The organism is Nocardia sp. NPDC059195, assembly GCF_042754695.1.
Taxonomy (GTDB): Bacteria; Actinomycetota; Actinomycetes; order Mycobacteriales; family Mycobacteriaceae; genus Nocardia.
The window spans coordinates 1-15590 of record NZ_JBHZBG010000020.1; the positions used below are offsets into that span (position 1 = coordinate 1).

Here is a 15590-nt window from a genome sequence, read left to right on the forward strand (position 1 = left end):
TCCGTTGAAGACTCTCAACCAACCCCGAAGGGTCAATCAGAATAATCTAAAGACTAGAGTCCGAAAACCTAGCAAAGCCAAACACCAGCAAAAAAGTTTCGCTGTTGTTTATGTCCAACCTCCCACGACCGGGGGGTACGCGAAGGTTGGAACCAATAATAATTATTGGCACTGACATTCATCGACACACTATTGAGTTCTCAAAGAACACACGCACACACTTCTACCCACAACATCTAGTAGGGGTTTCGGTGAGGCAAGGGTTCAAACTTAGCTCAGACAACCCGCCGGAAGCAAATCCGACCGGAGTTCCTCTGAACACATGATCAGTCAGGCGCTCAACGTCCTACCTCGTGTCTCACCCGCTTGGCGGCTGAGTCGGTGTCCGTGTCGCTCTGACTCGAATAAAGTTACGTGCCGACAAACACGAAGTCAAATCGGCTGGTCAAGGGCGGTTTCCAAGCAGCAGGCCGGTGGTGAACCAACCCGGCGCCGCCGCGGTGAAGCGGTGGCGATCCCATTGTCCCGCGCCTGCGGGGATTGTGCCGACTACCGGGGTCTCGGTGACGCGCGGAAGATCATCGCGATTGCACTGGGCGGCGAGGTCGGGGTCGGTCGGCCAAGAGCCGATGACCAAGCCGGCGCAGGGAACACCGGCCGCGGCGAGCGTGCGGGTGGTGAGTTCGCTGTGGTTGAGGGTGCCGAGTCCGGCCGCGGCGACAACCAGCACCGGGGCACCGATCTTCTGCGCGAGGTCGAGCAGGGTGAACTCCCCCATCCGGACCAGCAGGCCGCCCGCGCCTTCGACCAGCACCAGGTCGGCGTCGCCGAGCGAATCGACGCCGGCGACGGTGTCGCTCAGAGTTGGTAGCGGCATCCCCGCGCGGCGTGCGGCGGTGTCGGGAGCGAGCGGTTCCGGGTAGCGGGCGAGCTCGAGGGTGCGGGTTACCCCGCTCAGGCGGGTGATCTCGGCGAGGTCGCCGGGTTCGCCGGGGGCGATGCCGGTCTGGGCGGGTTTGCAGACCGCGACGGTGCGGCCCGCGGCCTGTGCGGCGGCGGCCAGTGCCGCGGTGACGACGGTTTTGCCGACGTCGGTCGAGGTTCCACTGATCAGCAGGACAGTCATGCCGTCACCGATTCCTTGCCGCGGGCCGACGCGAGAACATCGCCGAGTACCTCAGCGATGGTCTCGAGTTCGGCGGAAGTGAGGTCGGCACGGGCGGTGAGACGCAGCCGTGAGGTGCCTTCGGGAACCGAGGGCGGGCGGAAGCAGCCGACGTCGAGACCGCGAGCGCGGCAGGCCTGCGCGGCATCGAACGCCACCTGGGCTTCGCCGAGAACCACCGAGACCACCGCGGAATCAGGGTCGGGCACTCCGGCGATCCGGGCGATGTCGGCGGCGCGGTCGAGGACGCGGCCGGCCATCGCGGGATCGCGGCGCAGCAGTGCGAGGGCGGCGCGCGCCGCACCGACCGCGGCGGGCGCGAGCCCGGTGTCGAAGATGAAGGTGCGGGCAGCGTCGATGAGGTGGGCGCGGATCCTGGCATCGGCCAGGACTACCCCGCCCTGGGCGGCGAATGCCTTCGACAGGGTCGCGGTGACGACGAGGTCGGGTTCGCCGGCCAAGCCCAGCTCGTGCACGAGTCCGCGTCCGCCTGCGCCGCGCACACCGAGTCCGTGGGCCTCGTCGACGATCAGGATGGCGCCGTTCGCCCGGGTGACGCGATGGAGATCGGCCAGTGGCGCGAGGTCGCCGTCGGCGCTGAAGATCGAATCGGTGAGGACCAGCGCGCGCTCCTCGGTGCGGTCGGCGAGCAGCCGCTCGACCGCGGCGACATCGCGGTGCGGTGCGATCGCGACCCTGGCGCGGGAGAGCCTGCACGCGTCGACCAGCGAGGCGTGCGAGCCCGCGTCGGAGACCACGAGAGTGCCGCGTCCGGCCAGTGCGGTGACCACACCCAGGTTGGCGGCATAGCCGGTGGCGAAGACCAATCCTGTTTCGGCGCCGACGAATTCGGCCAGTTCGGCCTCGAGAAGCGCGTGCTCGGCGGTCGTTCCGGTGACCAGCCGGGATCCCGTGGCCCCCGCTCCCCACCGACGCACGGCCTCGATCGCACCCTCGACGACCTCGGGGTGCCGGTGCAGGCCCAAGTAGTCGTTGGAGGCAAGGTCGATCGCGGGCGACTCAGCGGCACGCACGCGCAAGTGCCTGCGTAGCCCGGCGTCGACCCGTTCGGCCGCACGCTCGTCCAACCAGCTCAACGGATCCGTACTCACAGTTGAGCAGCATACTTGAACACCGTTCAGGACGGTTGGCCGCGCACTCATCCGAGCGCTGCCATTACTACGGTCGGCATAACTCCGGTACCTCTCGACCAGGCGGTCACATGAGCGACGATGTCACCGTGGTGCGAACGGCCCCGGCGGTTCATGCGACCGAGGCCTTCACCGCCGCGCGCACGGCCTCGGTGATGGTGGCGATGTCGGCCGTGCTGCTGATGAACGGGGGCATCGTGTAGATGAGGTTGCGGAACGGGCGTAGCCAGGCGCCCGCGTCGACGGCGGCATCGGTCGCGGCGCGCATGTCGACGGGTTCATCGAGTTCGACGACGCCGATCGCACCGAGCACACGAACCTCGGCGACGCCGGGCAGCTCGGCGAGCGGCTCGAGGCCTGCCAGTAGTTCGGACTCGATCCTGGCCACCTCCCCCTTCCAGTCTCGCGAGCGCAGCAACTCGATCGAGGCGACCGCGACGGCGCAGGCCAGCGGATTGCCCATGAAGGTCGGCCCGTGCATCAGCCCGCCGTGCGCCGCACTGATCGTCTCGGCGATCCGCGTGCTGCACAATGCTGCGGCCAAGGTGAGATAACCGCCGGTCAGCGCCTTGCCGACACACATCACGTCCGGCGCGACGCCTGCATGGTCGGCGGCGAACAGTGCACCGGTGCGGCCGAATCCGGTGGCGATCTCGTCGAACACGAGTAGGACGTCGTTGTCGTCGCAGATCCGGCGTAGTTCGGCGAGGTAGCGCGGGTCGTGCCAGCGCATGCCGCCCGCGCCCTGCACGACCGGTTCGACGATCACCGCGGCCAGCTCGTCGCGATGGGTGGCGACCGCGCGTTCGAGCACGGCGACGTAGTCGGGTTCGAAGTCGCGCGGCGGCGCGGGGACGAAGACCTGCTCGGTGAGGACGTCGGTCCACAGCGAGTGCATACCGCCGTCGGGGTCGCAGACGCTCATCGGCGTGAAAGTGTCGCCGTGGTATCCCCCGCGCCAGGTGAGCAGACGGTTCTTCGCCGGGCGCCCGACACTGCGCCAGTACTGCAGGCACATCTTCGTCGCGACCTCGACCGAGACCGAGCCGGAATCGCAGAGGAAGACCTTGTCCAAGCCGGCGGGCGTCAGTTCGACCAGCAATTGGGCCAGACGGGTGGCCGGTTTGTGGGTGAGGCCGCCGAACATCACGTGACTCATCCGCCGCGATTGCGCGAGTAGGGCCGCGTCCAGGACGGGGTGGCAGTAGCCATGGACGGCCGCCCACCACGAGCTCATCCCGTCGACGAGTTCGCGGCCGTCGGCGAGAGTGAGTCGCGTGCCCGCCGCACTGGCCACGACCAGCGGCTCGGTGGTCGCGGGAAATCCGCCGTAGGGATGCCAGACGTATTCGGCATCGAGGGCGGTGATCTGCTCGGGGCTCAGGTCCACAGGTTTCCTCGTCGTCGCCCGGGGCTGCCGAGACGACAGCCTTGAACGCCGTTCAAGTTATCACCTGCCGTCGCTCGCGGACCTGGCGTCGGAGTGATTCGCGATCACGGCAGGCAGCCGAGCCAGCGCGTTACGGAGCATGACCACCGAGTCAGCGCCGAGTTCGGCGGCGATCGTCTGTTCGATGCGCGCCAGGAGCTGCCCGCCCAGCGCCACCGCATCCCGCCCTCTTGCCGTGAGGAGGATCAACCGCGCGCGCCGGTCGGCAGGGTCGGATGTGCGCTCGACATATCCGGACTTTTCCAGGTGCGTGACCAGCTCCCCCATCGACTGTTGGGTCATCCCGGCGGCCTCGGCCAATTCGGTCACCCGAGATCCGCCGGGCGCCAGGTACCGGAATACCGGGTAGTGCGCGGGGCGCAGGTCGGTGCCCAGCTCCGCGCGCAGCAACGGATTCAGCGCGCGCTCGTACGCATCGGCAGCCTGGACGAGAAGCTTCAACAATGAGGACCGCTCGGGCATTGACATAATAGGAAGGTTACCTTTATACCTGGAGTATGGCTGACATCGGTACGGTCCTCACTTTCCGTGACGGGAGTCGGGTCACTCTCGTCGATCGCGGCACCGACGCGCAGGGCCCCTTCCTGCTCCTCGAACACCGCACAGCGAAAATCGGCAGGCAAGCAGGCCCGCACTGGCATCCCGAGCTCGCTGAAACCTGGACCATTCGCACCGGCCGGGTGCGGTTTCGCATCGATGGGGAAGAGGTGGTGGCCGGGCCTGGCGACTCCGTCACCGCCGCACCGCGCGTCGTGCACGAGTTCTGGAACGAAGCGAACGACACCGTGATGGAACATCTGATCCGGCCGCCGCTGCACCACTGGGAGATGTTCGCGTTCTGGAGTGGCCTGGACAACGCGGGCAAGACGACGTCGAACAGACTCCCCCGCAACCCGCTAGCCCTCGGGCTGCTGTGGGAGTACGGAGACGGTTATCTCGTCGGTCCGCCCGTATTCCTGCAGCGGCTGATCCTCGGCGGATTGGCCCGGCTCGCGCGCCGCACGGGCTACGCCCGGCAACTGGTCGCGGCCACCTCCGCCTGAGCAGCGGTCAGCGAGCACCCAGTCACATCGTGCGCGGCGCGGCCATTGGTTCCATTACTGTCGTAGCATGTCGAGCCCGAACGACCGACCCGAGGTGTGGCCGGGCACCGCGTATCCGCTCGGCGCTACCTACGACGGCGGGGGCACGAACTTCTCGGTGTTCTCCGAAGTCGCCACGCAGGTCGAGCTCTGCCTGATCGCCAAGGACGGCTCCGAGACCCGCATCGACCTCGACGAAGTCGACGGTTATGTCCGGCACGCCTATCTCCCCTCCGTCACGCCGGGTCAGCGCTACGGCTTTCGCGTCCACGGCCCGTACGATCCGGAGCTCGGATTGCGCTGCGATCCCAGCAAACTGCTGCTCGACCCGTATGGGAAGGCGTTCGACGGCGAGTTCGTCAACGACCCCTCGCTCTATACCTACGGGCTGGATTCGCTGGGCCACACGATGACCGGGGTGGTGATCAACCCGTTCTTCGACTGGGGTCCCGACCGGCCGCCGCACCGGCCCTATCACGAGACGGTGATCTACGAGGCGCACGTCAAGGGCCTGACGATGACGCACCCGGATATCCCGGAGGATCTGCGCGGCACCTACGCGGGCCTGGCGCATCCGGCGATCATCGGACATCTGAAATCGTTGGGCGTCACCGCGATCGAGCTCATGCCGGTGCACCAGTTCTTCCACGATCACGTACTCACCGATCAGGGTTTGCGTAACTACTGGGGCTACAACAGCATCGGGTATCTCGCGCCGCACAACCAGTATTCGGCCCGGCCGCGTGGCGATGGTGCGGTGGCGGAGTTCAAGGCGATGGTGCGTGCGATGCATGCCGAGGACATCGAGGTGATTCTCGACGTCGTCTACAACCACACCGGCGAGGGCAACCACAACGGGCCGGTACTGAGCCTGCGCGGCATCGACAACGCGGCCTACTACCGGCTCGACGAGACCGACCCCGAGCACTACAAGGACTACACCGGCACCGGCAACAGCCTCAATGTCCGGCATCCGCACACGCTGCAGCTGATCATGGATTCGCTGCGGTACTGGATTCTGGACATGCACGTCGACGGCTTCCGCTTCGACCTCGCCGCGACTCTGGCGCGCGAATTGCACGATGTGGACCGGCTTTCCGCGTTCTTCGACCTGGTGCACCAGGATCCGGTGGTCAGTCAGGTCAAGCTCATCGCCGAACCGTGGGACGTCGGCGAAGGCGGCTACCAGGTCGGCAACTTCCCCAGTCTGTGGACCGAGTGGAACGGCAAATACCGGGACACGGTGCGTGATTACTGGCGTGGGGAGCCCGCGACGTTGGGCGAGTTCGCCTCGCGGCTCACCGGGTCGTCGGATCTGTACGAGTCGACGGGGCGCAGGCCGGGCGCCAGCATCAACTTCGTCACCGCGCACGACGGCTTCACGCTACGAGACCTGGTGTCCTACAACGAGAAGCACAATGACGCCAATGGCGAGGGCAATCGGGACGGCGAAAACCACAATCGATCGTGGAACTGCGGGGTCGAAGGCGAGACCGATGATTCCCGAGTCCTCGCGCTGCGTGCTCGTCAGCAACGGAACCTGCTGGCCACGCTGATCCTGAGTCAGGGCACGCCGATGCTGGCCCACGGCGACGAGATCGGACGCACTCAGCTCGGCAACAACAATGTGTACTGCCAGGATTCGCCGCTGGCGTGGATGGACTGGTCGCTGGCGAAGACCAATGCCGACCTGCTCGCGTTCACCCGGGCCGTGATCACGTTGCGCACCGAGCATCCGATCTTCCGGCGGCGCCGTTTCCTGGCCGCCGGTCCGAGCGACGACCAGGGTCACCGGCGCGAAATCGCCTGGTTCACACCCGCGGGCACCGAGATGACCAACGACGACTGGGACAGCGGCTTCGGGAAGTCACTGGCCGTGCTGCTCGACGGCGACGGCATCGCCGAACCGGGTCCGCGTGGTGAGCGCATCACCGACGACTCGTTCCTGCTGTGCTTCAATGCGCACGACGACGCGATCGATTTCGTGCTGCCCGACCCGGAGTTCGGTGCGCAATGGTCGCTCGCCCTGGATTGTTCGACCCCGACCGGCGCGGCCGACGCGGTGTACGCCGCCGCGGCGACGCTGCCGGTTGCCAGCCGCTGCCTGCTAGTACTGCGCCGAACCGCCTAGCCGCCGAGCGAGACGATGACCGAGACCTATGTGACCGACCCGCTGACCATGCTGCATCGCGCACCCGTACGGGCCGGCACGGTGCGCAGCACCTACCGATTGCAGCTACGCCCCGACGCGCTCACCTTCGCCGACGCCCGCGCCATCGCCGAATACCTACAGCAGCTCGGCATCTCACACCTGTACCTGTCGCCGATCCTGACCGCGACGCACGGGTCGACGCACGGTTACGACGTCACCGATCCGACCACGGTCTCGGCCGCGCTCGGCGGCCCGACGGGACTCAAGGCGCTCTCCGACGAAGTGCGTAGTCGCGGCATGGGATTGATCGTCGACATGGTGCCCAACCATGTGGGTGTCGCTGATCCGCGGCAGAATCCGTGGTGGTGGGATGTGCTGCGCAACGGCCAGAAGTCGCCGTACGCCAAGTATTTCGACATCGACTGGAGCTCGGGTAACGGCGCGGGCGGGCGGCTGGCGTTGCCGGTCCTGCAGAACGAGAACGACCCGGCCGCGCTGACCGTCGACCGGTCGGGGGCGGAGCCGATGCTGGCGCTGCACGATCTGCGATTCCCGATCGCGGCGGGTACCGACGGCGACAACGCGCTGCGCATCCATGACCGCCAGCACTACCGGCTGGTGAGCTGGAAGGCGGGAGTGTGCACATATCGGCGGTTCTTCGCGGTGAGCAGTCTGGCCGCGATCCGGCAGGAAGACCCGGAAGTATTCGAGGCGACGCACCGGGAGCTGGCGGCCTGGTGCGAACACGATCTGATCGACGGTGTCCGGATCGACCATCCGGACGGATTGTCGTATCCGAGTGCGTATCTCACCCGGCTGCGCAGGCTGATCGGGCCGCAGCGGTTGCTGCTCATCGAGAAGATCCTCGCCAATCGCGAGCCCCTCGACGCGACGCTGCCGGTCGACGGAACCACCGGCTATGACGCGCTGGCCGATCTCGGCGGGGTACTGATCGATCCGGCGGGTGAGTCGACGCTGACCGAGCTGTCCCAGCACGTCGCGGGGCATGGTAGCGACCGGGCCTGGTTCGGCGAGACCGAGCACCGGATCAAGCGGGCTGTGGCCGAAACCATTCTGGCGCCGGAGATCCGGCGATTGGTCGCCGCGATCAAACGCGACGGCAATGCGGGCAGTTTCGACACCCTCGCGGTGAGCAACGCGACCATCGAGGTGCTGGCTTTCATGCCGGTGTACCGGGTGGATTACGCGCCGCTGGCCGGGATGACGGCCGCGGTCGTGGCGGAGGTGGAGAAGCGCAATGCCGAACTGACGGCGCCACTTTCGGTACTGGTGACCGCGCTGTCGGTGGGTGGTGAAGCGGCGCGGAGGTTCTCGCAGGTGTGCGGGGCGATCACCGCCAAGTCGGTCGAGGACACCATGTTCTATCAGGGTGCGCGGCTGGTGTCGTTGCAGGAGGTCGGCGGGAATCCGGCGCGATTCGGCCATTCCGTCAACGACTTCCACCTGTCCAACAGCGAACGCGCGCAGCGCTGGCCCGCGACAATGACGACGATCTCGACCCACGACACCAAGCGTGGCGAGGATGTGCGCGCCCGGATCGGGGTGCTGTCACAGGTCGCCGAGGTCTGGTCGCAGCGGGTTCGAGGCTGGCTCGAGACCACCCCCGCGCCCGACGGTGCGACGGCATTGTTCTTGTTGCAGAACATGTTCGGGGTGTGGCCTGCCGACGGCCGGCCTGCCTCGTCGGTGCCCGGCCTGCGAGATCGGCTGCACCTGTTCGCGGAGAAGTCCATTCGCGAGGCCGGGACCAAGACGTCGTGGGAAGAGCCCGACGGGGAGTTCGAATCGGCGGTGCACGGCTGGCTCGACGCGGTGATCGACGGGCCGGTCGGCACCGGCATCGGCGACTTGGCGCATGAGCTCGCGCCGCACGCATGGTCGGACGCGGTGGCGCAGAAGCTCTTGCAGCTGGGCGCGCCGGGGATTCCCGATATCTACCAGGGCACCGAGTTGTGGGAGGACTCCCTCGTAGACCCCGACAATCGGCGGCCGGTCAACTTCGCGACCCGGGTGGGGATGCTCCAATCACTCACCGACACACCGACTCTGGATACCACTGGGGCGGCGAAGATGTGGGTGGTCGCCTATGCGCTGTGGTTACGCAGGGAGCGGCCGGAGTGCTTCGTCGGCGGGATGTATCGGCCGCTCTATGCCAGCGGTGAGCACGCGCAACGGTTCATCGCCTATGGGCGGGGTCCCGCGGGAGAAGCGCCGGAGGTGATCGTGGCGGCGACCAGGCATTCGGTCGGGCTCGGCACGACGGGCTGGCTCGACACCACTTTGCCGTTGCCACAAGGGAATTGGACTGACCGACTCACCGGAATCAGCTATTCGGGTAGTGCTCGGGTGGACAAACTGTTCGCCCGCCTGCCTGTCGCACTGCTGGTGCGCTGAACAGCGCGATGGCGCTCCACAGCGCTGCTGCCGCGGCAGCAGTCGTGGGCCAGAGCGACGGGTCTCGTACGCGGTCCGGGAGGCCGGGCACAAGCGGAGGGACCGACGCAGCGTGCGTCGGTCCCTCGTATCGGCTCAGCCCCTGTGTCCAGCTCAGCGGCCTCGGCGTAGACCCAGGTACTGAAGGGCGGCGAAACCGCCGACGGTCACCGACTGCATCACCGCCCACACCGCACCCACCGTGGTGAGACCGAGTGCGCCGGTCACCAGCGCGGCAAGGCTGGCCACGACCCAGGCGGTGTTGCCCATCGCCACCACCGACGCCGCGGCACGGTTGACGGGCGCCGATCGGCTGACGACCGCGACGGCGAGGCCGTAGACGGTGAGGAAGGCGCCGATCGCGAGGCCGACGCCGGCCTCGAGGCCGAGTAGCCGTTCCAGCGGTTGCGCCAGTGCCAGATAGGCCAGGCCGTTGGCGGTGGTGACGACGGCGTCCAGGCGCAACGACAGCCGCAGCAGGTTCTCGCCGGAGGCGAACAGTGCGGACAGGCGGGATGGGGCGGTGGTGGTCATGGCTGATCTCCTCGGCTGCGAAAGGGGTTAGGCGAGTGCGCCTGTCAGGTGGTGGTGGGGACCTGGTCGAGGAAGCCGTAGACGCTGTCGATGCGGCCGTCGGTGAGGACGGCGACGTCGAAGCCGATCACTACGGCGGGGGCGTCGGCAGGGCCGAGGCCCCAGGTGAAGCGGACCTGGTCGTGATGGGCGTCGACCGGGCCTGCCAGGGTGAAGGTCCAGTCGGGGAACTGGGACTGCACTCCCGCGATGGCGGCCTCGAGCTCGGCATGACCGGTGACCGCGACCAACGGATCGACGTAGCGGGCGTCCGGGGTGAACAGACGGGCGACCGCGGAGCGGCGGGCGGCGGGCTCGCGGGTGTTCCAGGCTTCCAGGTACTGTGCGACGACGGTGTTCATCTCGACCTCCGAAATGGGCTTTGAGCTGGTATTTCGCGGGTTGTTCCTGCGATGACACCAACGTTATGGCGCGAGGGGGGTCGGTCGAATCAGTCGCCTATAGGTACTTTTTCCGACGCGACTACTGCCGATACCGGTACGGCGATACGGTGGAGCCCATGCTGCACGGACGCGACAGCGAACAGGCCAGGATCGATGACCTGCTCAGTGGGGCGCGCGCGGGCCGGAGCGGGGCGTTGGTACTGCGCGGTGAAGCCGGGATCGGTAAAACGGCACTGCTGGATTACGCAGCGGCGCAGGGTATTCCGACTGTGCGCAGTGCGGGCATCGAGTCCGAGGCCGAATTGCCTTTCGCGGCACTACATCTGCTGGTCCGGCCCGGCATGGAATTGGTCCGCCGATTGCCGTCGCGGCAGCGTGACGCACTAGAGGCGGCGTTCGGGCTGGGCGAGGGCACCCCTGCCGATCAGATGCTGATCGGGCTCGCGGTGCTGACACTGCTCGCCGAGGAGGCGGCGCAGGGACCGCTGCTGTGCTTGATCGACGACGCGCACTGGCTGGACCGGGCAACCGCGGCGGCACTGCTGTTCGCGGCACGCAGACTCGACGCCGAGGGGGTGGTGATGCTGTTCGCGACTCGCTCGGGTCCGCAGGATTTTCCCGCTCCCGGGCTGACGGAACTCGTGCTGCCGGGGTTGCGTCCCGACGCGGCGGCGGCACTGCTCGATGCCGGTACGACCCCGTTGAGTCCGGCCGTGCGGTATCGGCTGCTCGCCGAATCGGACGGCAACCCGCTTGCGCTGCTGGAACTTCCGTCCGTCGTCGGCGCGGGCATCGTCGGCGAGACGAATCCGCTGCCGTTGACGCAACGGTTGCAGCTGGCCTTCCACGGGCGGGTCACCCGACTGCCCGCGGCGACGAGAACCGTGCTGCTGGTCGCCGCGGCCGCCGGCGCGGCAGACCTCGCTCCGGTGCTGCGTGCCGCGTCCGCGCTCGGCACGTCACTCCAAGACCTGCAACCCGCGCAGGACGCGGGCATGGTCGCCACCGACGGTCAGTCGCTCACCTGGCGCCATCCACTGTTGCGCTCCGCGGTCTACCAGGGCTCAGCGCTCACCGACCGCCTCGCCGCCCATCGTGCGCTCGCCGACGCGCTGGTCGACGACGACGCCGCCGACCTGCGCGCGTGGCACCTCGCTTGCGCGGCAACAGGTCCCGACGAGCACACCGCGACCGCGCTGGAGCGAACGGCCGATCGCGCCCGTCGCCGCCACGGCTACCACGGCGCGATGACCGCCTACGATCGCGCGGCGGCGTTGAGCACCGACGCCGGTGCACGGGTACGCAGACTCGTTCTCGCCGCTGAGACCGCGACCGAAGCCGGCCTCGGCGACCGAGCCGAGCGACTGGCTGATCGGGCCGAATCACTGTCCCACAGAACTGAATTCGATGCCGCCAAGCGCGAGTTCGACCGAGCGGAGACCGACCCGACGAGCCGGCCGGGCGAAGGAGCGACGTTCGGGTCCGAGGAGACCGAGTTCGAGCTGCGGCTGGACTTGGTGCGCGCGCAGGCCGAATTCGCCGGTGGTAAACCGGGTTCCGCGCATCGGCGGCTGATGTCGGCGGCCGTCGCAGCGCGCGCGACGGATCCCCGCGGCGCTGCCCGCATTCTGACCAAGGCCGTACACACCGCGTGGTACCTCGGATCCGATGAACTCGACGAGGTCGCCGCCGTCCTGACCACGCTGCGGCTGGTGGAGGACGATCCCGCGACGCCGATTGTGCGGTACCTGTCCGGGTCGGTGGCGGGACAGCGGGTCGCCGACCTGCGGGACGCGGCGGCCGCGGCGAAGGCAAGCGGGGCGGACAGTCCGGCCGACCTCGTGCAACTGTGTGGCAGCGGCTTGGTCGTCGGCCAAGACGAGCAGGTCGAGGAGCTGTCGGGTGAGTTGATCAGGGAATGCCGGGAGCAGGGGCGGATCGGGTTGCTGGCGCCACTGTTGTTCTTCCGATCCGAGGGGTTGTCGTTCGGTGGGCGCCCGCGGGAGAGCCGGATCGCGGCCGAGGAGGGGTTGCGGATCGCACGCGACATCGGGCAGGCGCAGTGGGTCAGTCAGATCCACGCGTTTCTCGCCTATCTCGCGGCACTGCACGGTGATTCGACATCCTGCCGCGACCACGCCGATCGTGCGGTGGCCGAGGAACTCGGTGGGCCGGGCGCGGTCGGTGCGTCGTGGGCGCACGCGGCCATGGCGCTGCTCGCACTCGGGGAAGGCAGACTGGAGCAGGCACGGACAGAGCTCGCGCATATGACGATCGAGCCGGCTCGACATCACGTGATCGGCCTGCGCACGCTCCCTGATCAGATCGAAGTGGCGGTTCGCCTCGGCGAGACCGACCGTGCGACCGACGCGCTGGATCGGCTCACCCACTGGTCGCAGCGGGCCGGACAGGAGTGGATCGCGGCGCTGGCGGCCCGCGGACGTGCGCTGCTGGCCGACGGATCGGACGCCGAGCAGCACTTCATCGCCGCGCTCGCCGCGAATCGCCCGTTCGACGAAGCCCGCACCCGGCTGCTCTACGGCGAGTGGCTGCGCCGCGACAAACGCAAGGTCGACGCGCGGGCGCAACTGGAGCAGGCGATGAACGTGTTCGATCGGCTCGACGCGACACCGTGGAGCCAGCGCGCCCGCACCGAATTGGGTGCGCTCGGCGTCGGCACCGGGGCCCGCGCGAGCGGCGGCCCGCTGCGCCTGCTCACCCCGCAGGAGTCACAGATCGTGCGGCTGGCGGCGCAGGGCTTGTCGAACCGGGAAATCGCGGCGCGGTTGTTCCTCAGCCACCGCACGGTCGGCCATCACCTGTACAAGGCATATCCGAAGCTGGGCGTGCTGTCGCGCGGCGAATTGAGCGCGCTCGACCTGACGGAGTGACTCCGCCACGGCGGGCCGAATCAGTGAAGCGAGGCGGTGCGGGTCGCGCCCACGGTCCAGCGGAGGGCGGCGACTGCTGCCGCGGCCAGCACCGCGACCTGCGGCGACCCGACGATCAGCAGCAACAGCGCACCGACCACGAGCGCGGCGACGAGCGCCTCGAGCTTGTAGACCGGCCAAGCGCTACCCGCGATGTCGACGGTCGCGGATGCTGCCGATGAGGTGAGTACTGCCATGCAGACCAGGATAGGCGCACATCGAAGTTCGGGCCACCGAACTTTCCCGGCTCACCCTGTCGGGAACATCACACAGCGTCGATTCGTTGTGCAGGTCATGCCACTGACAGGAGAGTACGCACCGAGCACCTCGGACTGGGCACGCGAACAGGCCGAGACCTACGAGAATTCCGGCGGCGCCGAGGGCACTTCGCTGCAGGGAAAGCCCGTCATCCTGCTCACCACCAAGGGCGCCAAGTCCGGCAAGCTCCGCAAGACGCCGCTGATGCGGGTCGAGCACGACGGTGAGTACGCCGTCGTCGCTTCGCTGGGCGGGGCGCCGAAGAACCCCGTCTGGTACTACAACGTCAAGGCCGATCCGCACGTCGAACTGCGCGACGGCACCACCACCGGGGACTACACCGCACGCGAGGTCGTCGGCGACGAGCGAGCGCAGTGGTGGGAGCGCGCGGTCGCCGTGTGGCCCGACTACCACGAGTACACGAAGAAGACCGATCGCGTGATCCCGGTCTTCGTCCTCACCCCGCACTGAACCCGCAGGTCCGAGCACACCCGCCGTGGCTGCCACGGCGGGTGGTTCCGCTCACCGAGCACCCGAACCGCCTCGGTAGCATTGTCCGGGTGTCCCCCATCGCTGACGTCGCCGACGTGTCCGTAATCCGTCCGCCGCTCACCGCGGACGAGATCGACGCCGCCGCCAAGCGAATTTCCGACATCATCGAGCCGACTCCGCTGCAGTACAGCGCGCGACTGTCGGCGAGCACCGGTGCGCAGGTCTACCTCAAGCGCGAAGATCTGACCGCGGTCCGTTCCTACAAGCTGCGCGGCGCCTACAACCTGATGGTGCAGCTCACCGCCGCCGAGCGCGCGGCCGGTGTGGTGGCCGCCAGCGCGGGCAACCACGCGCAGGGTGTGGCCTTCGCCTGTCAGGCGATGGGTGTGCGCGGGCGCATCTACGTGCCGACCACCACCCCCAAGCAGAAGCGCGACCGCATCCGCGTGCACGGCGGCGAGTTCGTGGAGCTGATCGCCGTCGGCGAGACCTACGACGCCGCGGCCGCGGCCGCCGCCGACGATGTCGCCCGCACCGGCGCCACCATGGTGCCGCCGTTCGACGACCCGCGCACCGCCGCCGGTCAAGGCACCATCGCCGCGGAATTCCTCGAGCAGCTCGGCAGCGCGCCCGACCTGGTGATCGTCCCGGTCGGCGGCGGCGGCTGCCTCGCCGGCATCGGCACCTACCTGCGCGAACGAGCACCGCACACCGGTCTGCTCGGCGCCGAACCCGCGGGCGCGGCCTCGCTCACCGCCGCGCTGGTCGCCGGTGCTCCGGTGACGCTGCCCGAGATCGACCCGTTCGTCGACGGTGCCGCCGTGCGCCGCATCGGCGACCTGCCCTACCGGGCGGCGGCCTCGTTCGGCGGGCGGATGGTCTCGCACGCCTCCCTGCCACTGCTCACCACACCCGAAACCCACACCGGCACAGCACCTTTCCGGGTGATGCTGGTGGACGAGGGCGCCATCTGCACCGCGATGCTCGACCTCTACCAGAGCGAAGGCATCATCGCCGAGCCCGCGGGCGCACTGGCCACCGCGGCACTGACCGAGATCGACGTCGAGCCCGGCAGCACCGTTGTGGTGCTGGTCTCGGGCGGTAACAACGATGTCTCGCGTTACGGCGAGATCATCGAACGCTCGCTGGTGCACCGCGGCCTCAAGCACTACTTCCTGGTCGACTTCCCGCAGGAACCCGGTGCACTGCGCCGCTTCCTCGACGATGTCCTCGGCCCCGACGACGACATCACCATGTTCGAGTACGTCAAGCGCAACAACCGCGATACCGGGGCCGCGCTGGTCGGCATCGAACTCGGCGCCACCGACGACTTGGCCTCGCTGATGCACCGCATCGAGGAGTCCCCGATCCAGGCCGAACGCCTGGAACCGGGCTCCCCCGCCTACCGCTACCTCACTTGACGTCCTCCCCGGCCTGAAGGCCAGGGATTCCTACCAACGCCCTGACGGGCGCTCTTGG

At 68.1% G+C, this 15590-nt stretch carries 13 protein-coding genes; 6 read left to right on the forward strand and 7 right to left on the reverse strand.

Annotated features, from left to right (window positions below; all coding sequences use genetic code 11):
* Nucleotides 1-445: 445 nt before the first annotated feature.
* From bioD to ACFXKN_RS23160, 4 genes are all read right to left on the reverse strand, one after another.
* The gene (gene bioD / locus ACFXKN_RS23145) at nucleotides 446-1126 is read right to left on the reverse strand and encodes a dethiobiotin synthase (RefSeq protein ID WP_379433785.1); all 681 of its coding nucleotides are present in this window, start codon (nucleotides 1124-1126) and stop codon (nucleotides 446-448) included.
* Nucleotides 1123-2328, reverse strand: coding sequence for an 8-amino-7-oxononanoate synthase (locus ACFXKN_RS23150; protein WP_379433786.1), 1206 nt, complete (start codon nucleotides 2326-2328; stop codon nucleotides 1123-1125). The genes bioD and ACFXKN_RS23150 overlap by 4 nt, the downstream gene beginning before the upstream one ends.
* Nucleotides 2329-2428: 100 nt before the next feature.
* Nucleotides 2429-3706 (reverse strand): adenosylmethionine--8-amino-7-oxononanoate transaminase, encoded by a 1278-nt coding sequence (locus ACFXKN_RS23155; RefSeq protein ID WP_379433787.1) that lies wholly within the window; start codon nucleotides 3704-3706, stop codon nucleotides 2429-2431.
* 60 nt (nucleotides 3707-3766) lie between these two features.
* Nucleotides 3767-4234, reverse strand: a complete 468-nt coding sequence (locus tag ACFXKN_RS23160; protein ID WP_379433788.1) for a MarR family winged helix-turn-helix transcriptional regulator — start codon at nucleotides 4232-4234, stop codon at nucleotides 3767-3769.
* A gap of 29 nt (nucleotides 4235-4263) precedes the next feature.
* Here ACFXKN_RS23160 and ACFXKN_RS23165 point away from each other — a divergent pair, with 29 nt between their 5' ends.
* The 3 genes from ACFXKN_RS23165 (at nucleotide 4264) to treY (ending at nucleotide 9415) form a co-directional block, all read left to right on the forward strand.
* Nucleotides 4264-4809, forward strand: a complete 546-nt coding sequence (locus ACFXKN_RS23165; protein WP_378969368.1) for a cupin domain-containing protein — start codon at nucleotides 4264-4266, stop codon at nucleotides 4807-4809.
* A gap of 67 nt (nucleotides 4810-4876) precedes the next feature.
* Nucleotides 4877-6979 (forward strand): glycogen debranching protein GlgX, encoded by a 2103-nt coding sequence (glgX, locus tag ACFXKN_RS23170; RefSeq protein ID WP_379433789.1) that lies wholly within the window; start codon nucleotides 4877-4879, stop codon nucleotides 6977-6979.
* 48 nt (nucleotides 6980-7027) lie between these two features.
* Nucleotides 7028-9415 (forward strand): malto-oligosyltrehalose synthase, encoded by a 2388-nt coding sequence (gene treY / locus ACFXKN_RS23175; RefSeq protein WP_379433831.1) that lies wholly within the window; start codon nucleotides 7028-7030, stop codon nucleotides 9413-9415.
* 153 nt (nucleotides 9416-9568) lie between these two features.
* On the opposite strand, the gene ACFXKN_RS23180 is transcribed toward treY, so the two are convergent.
* The gene (locus ACFXKN_RS23180) at nucleotides 9569-9988 is read right to left on the reverse strand and encodes a hypothetical protein (protein WP_378969381.1); all 420 of its coding nucleotides are present in this window, start codon (nucleotides 9986-9988) and stop codon (nucleotides 9569-9571) included.
* Nucleotides 9989-10032: 44 nt separating this feature from the next.
* Nucleotides 10033-10389, reverse strand: coding sequence for a nuclear transport factor 2 family protein (locus ACFXKN_RS23185; protein ID WP_378969391.1), 357 nt, complete (start codon nucleotides 10387-10389; stop codon nucleotides 10033-10035).
* 158 nt (nucleotides 10390-10547) lie between these two features.
* Here ACFXKN_RS23185 and ACFXKN_RS23190 point away from each other — a divergent pair, with 158 nt between their 5' ends.
* Nucleotides 10548-13322, forward strand: a complete 2775-nt coding sequence (locus ACFXKN_RS23190) for an AAA family ATPase (protein ID WP_378969398.1) — start codon at nucleotides 10548-10550, stop codon at nucleotides 13320-13322.
* A 20-nt stretch (nucleotides 13323-13342) separates the two neighbouring features.
* Here the strand turns inward: ACFXKN_RS23190 and ACFXKN_RS23195 are convergent, their stop codons facing one another.
* Nucleotides 13343-13558, reverse strand: coding sequence for a hypothetical protein (locus tag ACFXKN_RS23195; RefSeq protein ID WP_378969403.1), 216 nt, complete (start codon nucleotides 13556-13558; stop codon nucleotides 13343-13345).
* A gap of 97 nt (nucleotides 13559-13655) precedes the next feature.
* Here ACFXKN_RS23195 and ACFXKN_RS23200 point away from each other — a divergent pair, with 97 nt between their 5' ends.
* Nucleotides 13656-14090, forward strand: coding sequence for a nitroreductase family deazaflavin-dependent oxidoreductase (locus tag ACFXKN_RS23200; protein WP_378969410.1), 435 nt, complete (start codon nucleotides 13656-13658; stop codon nucleotides 14088-14090).
* Nucleotides 14091-14179: 89 nt separating this feature from the next.
* The gene (gene ilvA, locus ACFXKN_RS23205) at nucleotides 14180-15532 is read left to right on the forward strand and encodes a threonine ammonia-lyase IlvA (protein WP_378969417.1); all 1353 of its coding nucleotides are present in this window, start codon (nucleotides 14180-14182) and stop codon (nucleotides 15530-15532) included.
* Nucleotides 15533-15590: the final 58 nt, after the last annotated feature.

What these genes read in the sequence shown, in the direction of transcription:
- bioD (WP_379433785.1), bottom strand. Translation starts at nt 1,126, where the DNA reads ATGACTGTCCTGCTGATCAGTGGAACCTCGACCGACGTCGGCAAAACC.
- ACFXKN_RS23150 (WP_379433786.1), bottom strand. Translation starts at nt 2,328, where the DNA reads ATGAGTGCGCGGCCAACCGTCCTGAACGGTGTTCAAGTATGCTGCTCA.
- ACFXKN_RS23160 (WP_379433788.1), bottom strand. Translation starts at nt 4,234, where the DNA reads ATGTCAATGCCCGAGCGGTCCTCATTGTTGAAGCTTCTCGTCCAGGCT.
- ACFXKN_RS23165 (WP_378969368.1), top strand. Translation starts at nt 4,264, where the DNA reads ATGGCTGACATCGGTACGGTCCTCACTTTCCGTGACGGGAGTCGGGTC.
- glgX (WP_379433789.1), top strand. Translation starts at nt 4,877, where the DNA reads ATGTCGAGCCCGAACGACCGACCCGAGGTGTGGCCGGGCACCGCGTAT.
- treY (WP_379433831.1), top strand. Translation starts at nt 7,028, where the DNA reads ATGCTGCATCGCGCACCCGTACGGGCCGGCACGGTGCGCAGCACCTAC.
- ACFXKN_RS23180 (WP_378969381.1), bottom strand. Translation starts at nt 9,988, where the DNA reads ATGACCACCACCGCCCCATCCCGCCTGTCCGCACTGTTCGCCTCCGGC.
- ACFXKN_RS23185 (WP_378969391.1), bottom strand. Translation starts at nt 10,389, where the DNA reads ATGAACACCGTCGTCGCACAGTACCTGGAAGCCTGGAACACCCGCGAG.
- ACFXKN_RS23190 (WP_378969398.1), top strand. Translation starts at nt 10,548, where the DNA reads ATGCTGCACGGACGCGACAGCGAACAGGCCAGGATCGATGACCTGCTC.
- ACFXKN_RS23195 (WP_378969403.1), bottom strand. Translation starts at nt 13,558, where the DNA reads ATGGCAGTACTCACCTCATCGGCAGCATCCGCGACCGTCGACATCGCG.
- ACFXKN_RS23200 (WP_378969410.1), top strand. Translation starts at nt 13,656, where the DNA reads ATGCCACTGACAGGAGAGTACGCACCGAGCACCTCGGACTGGGCACGC.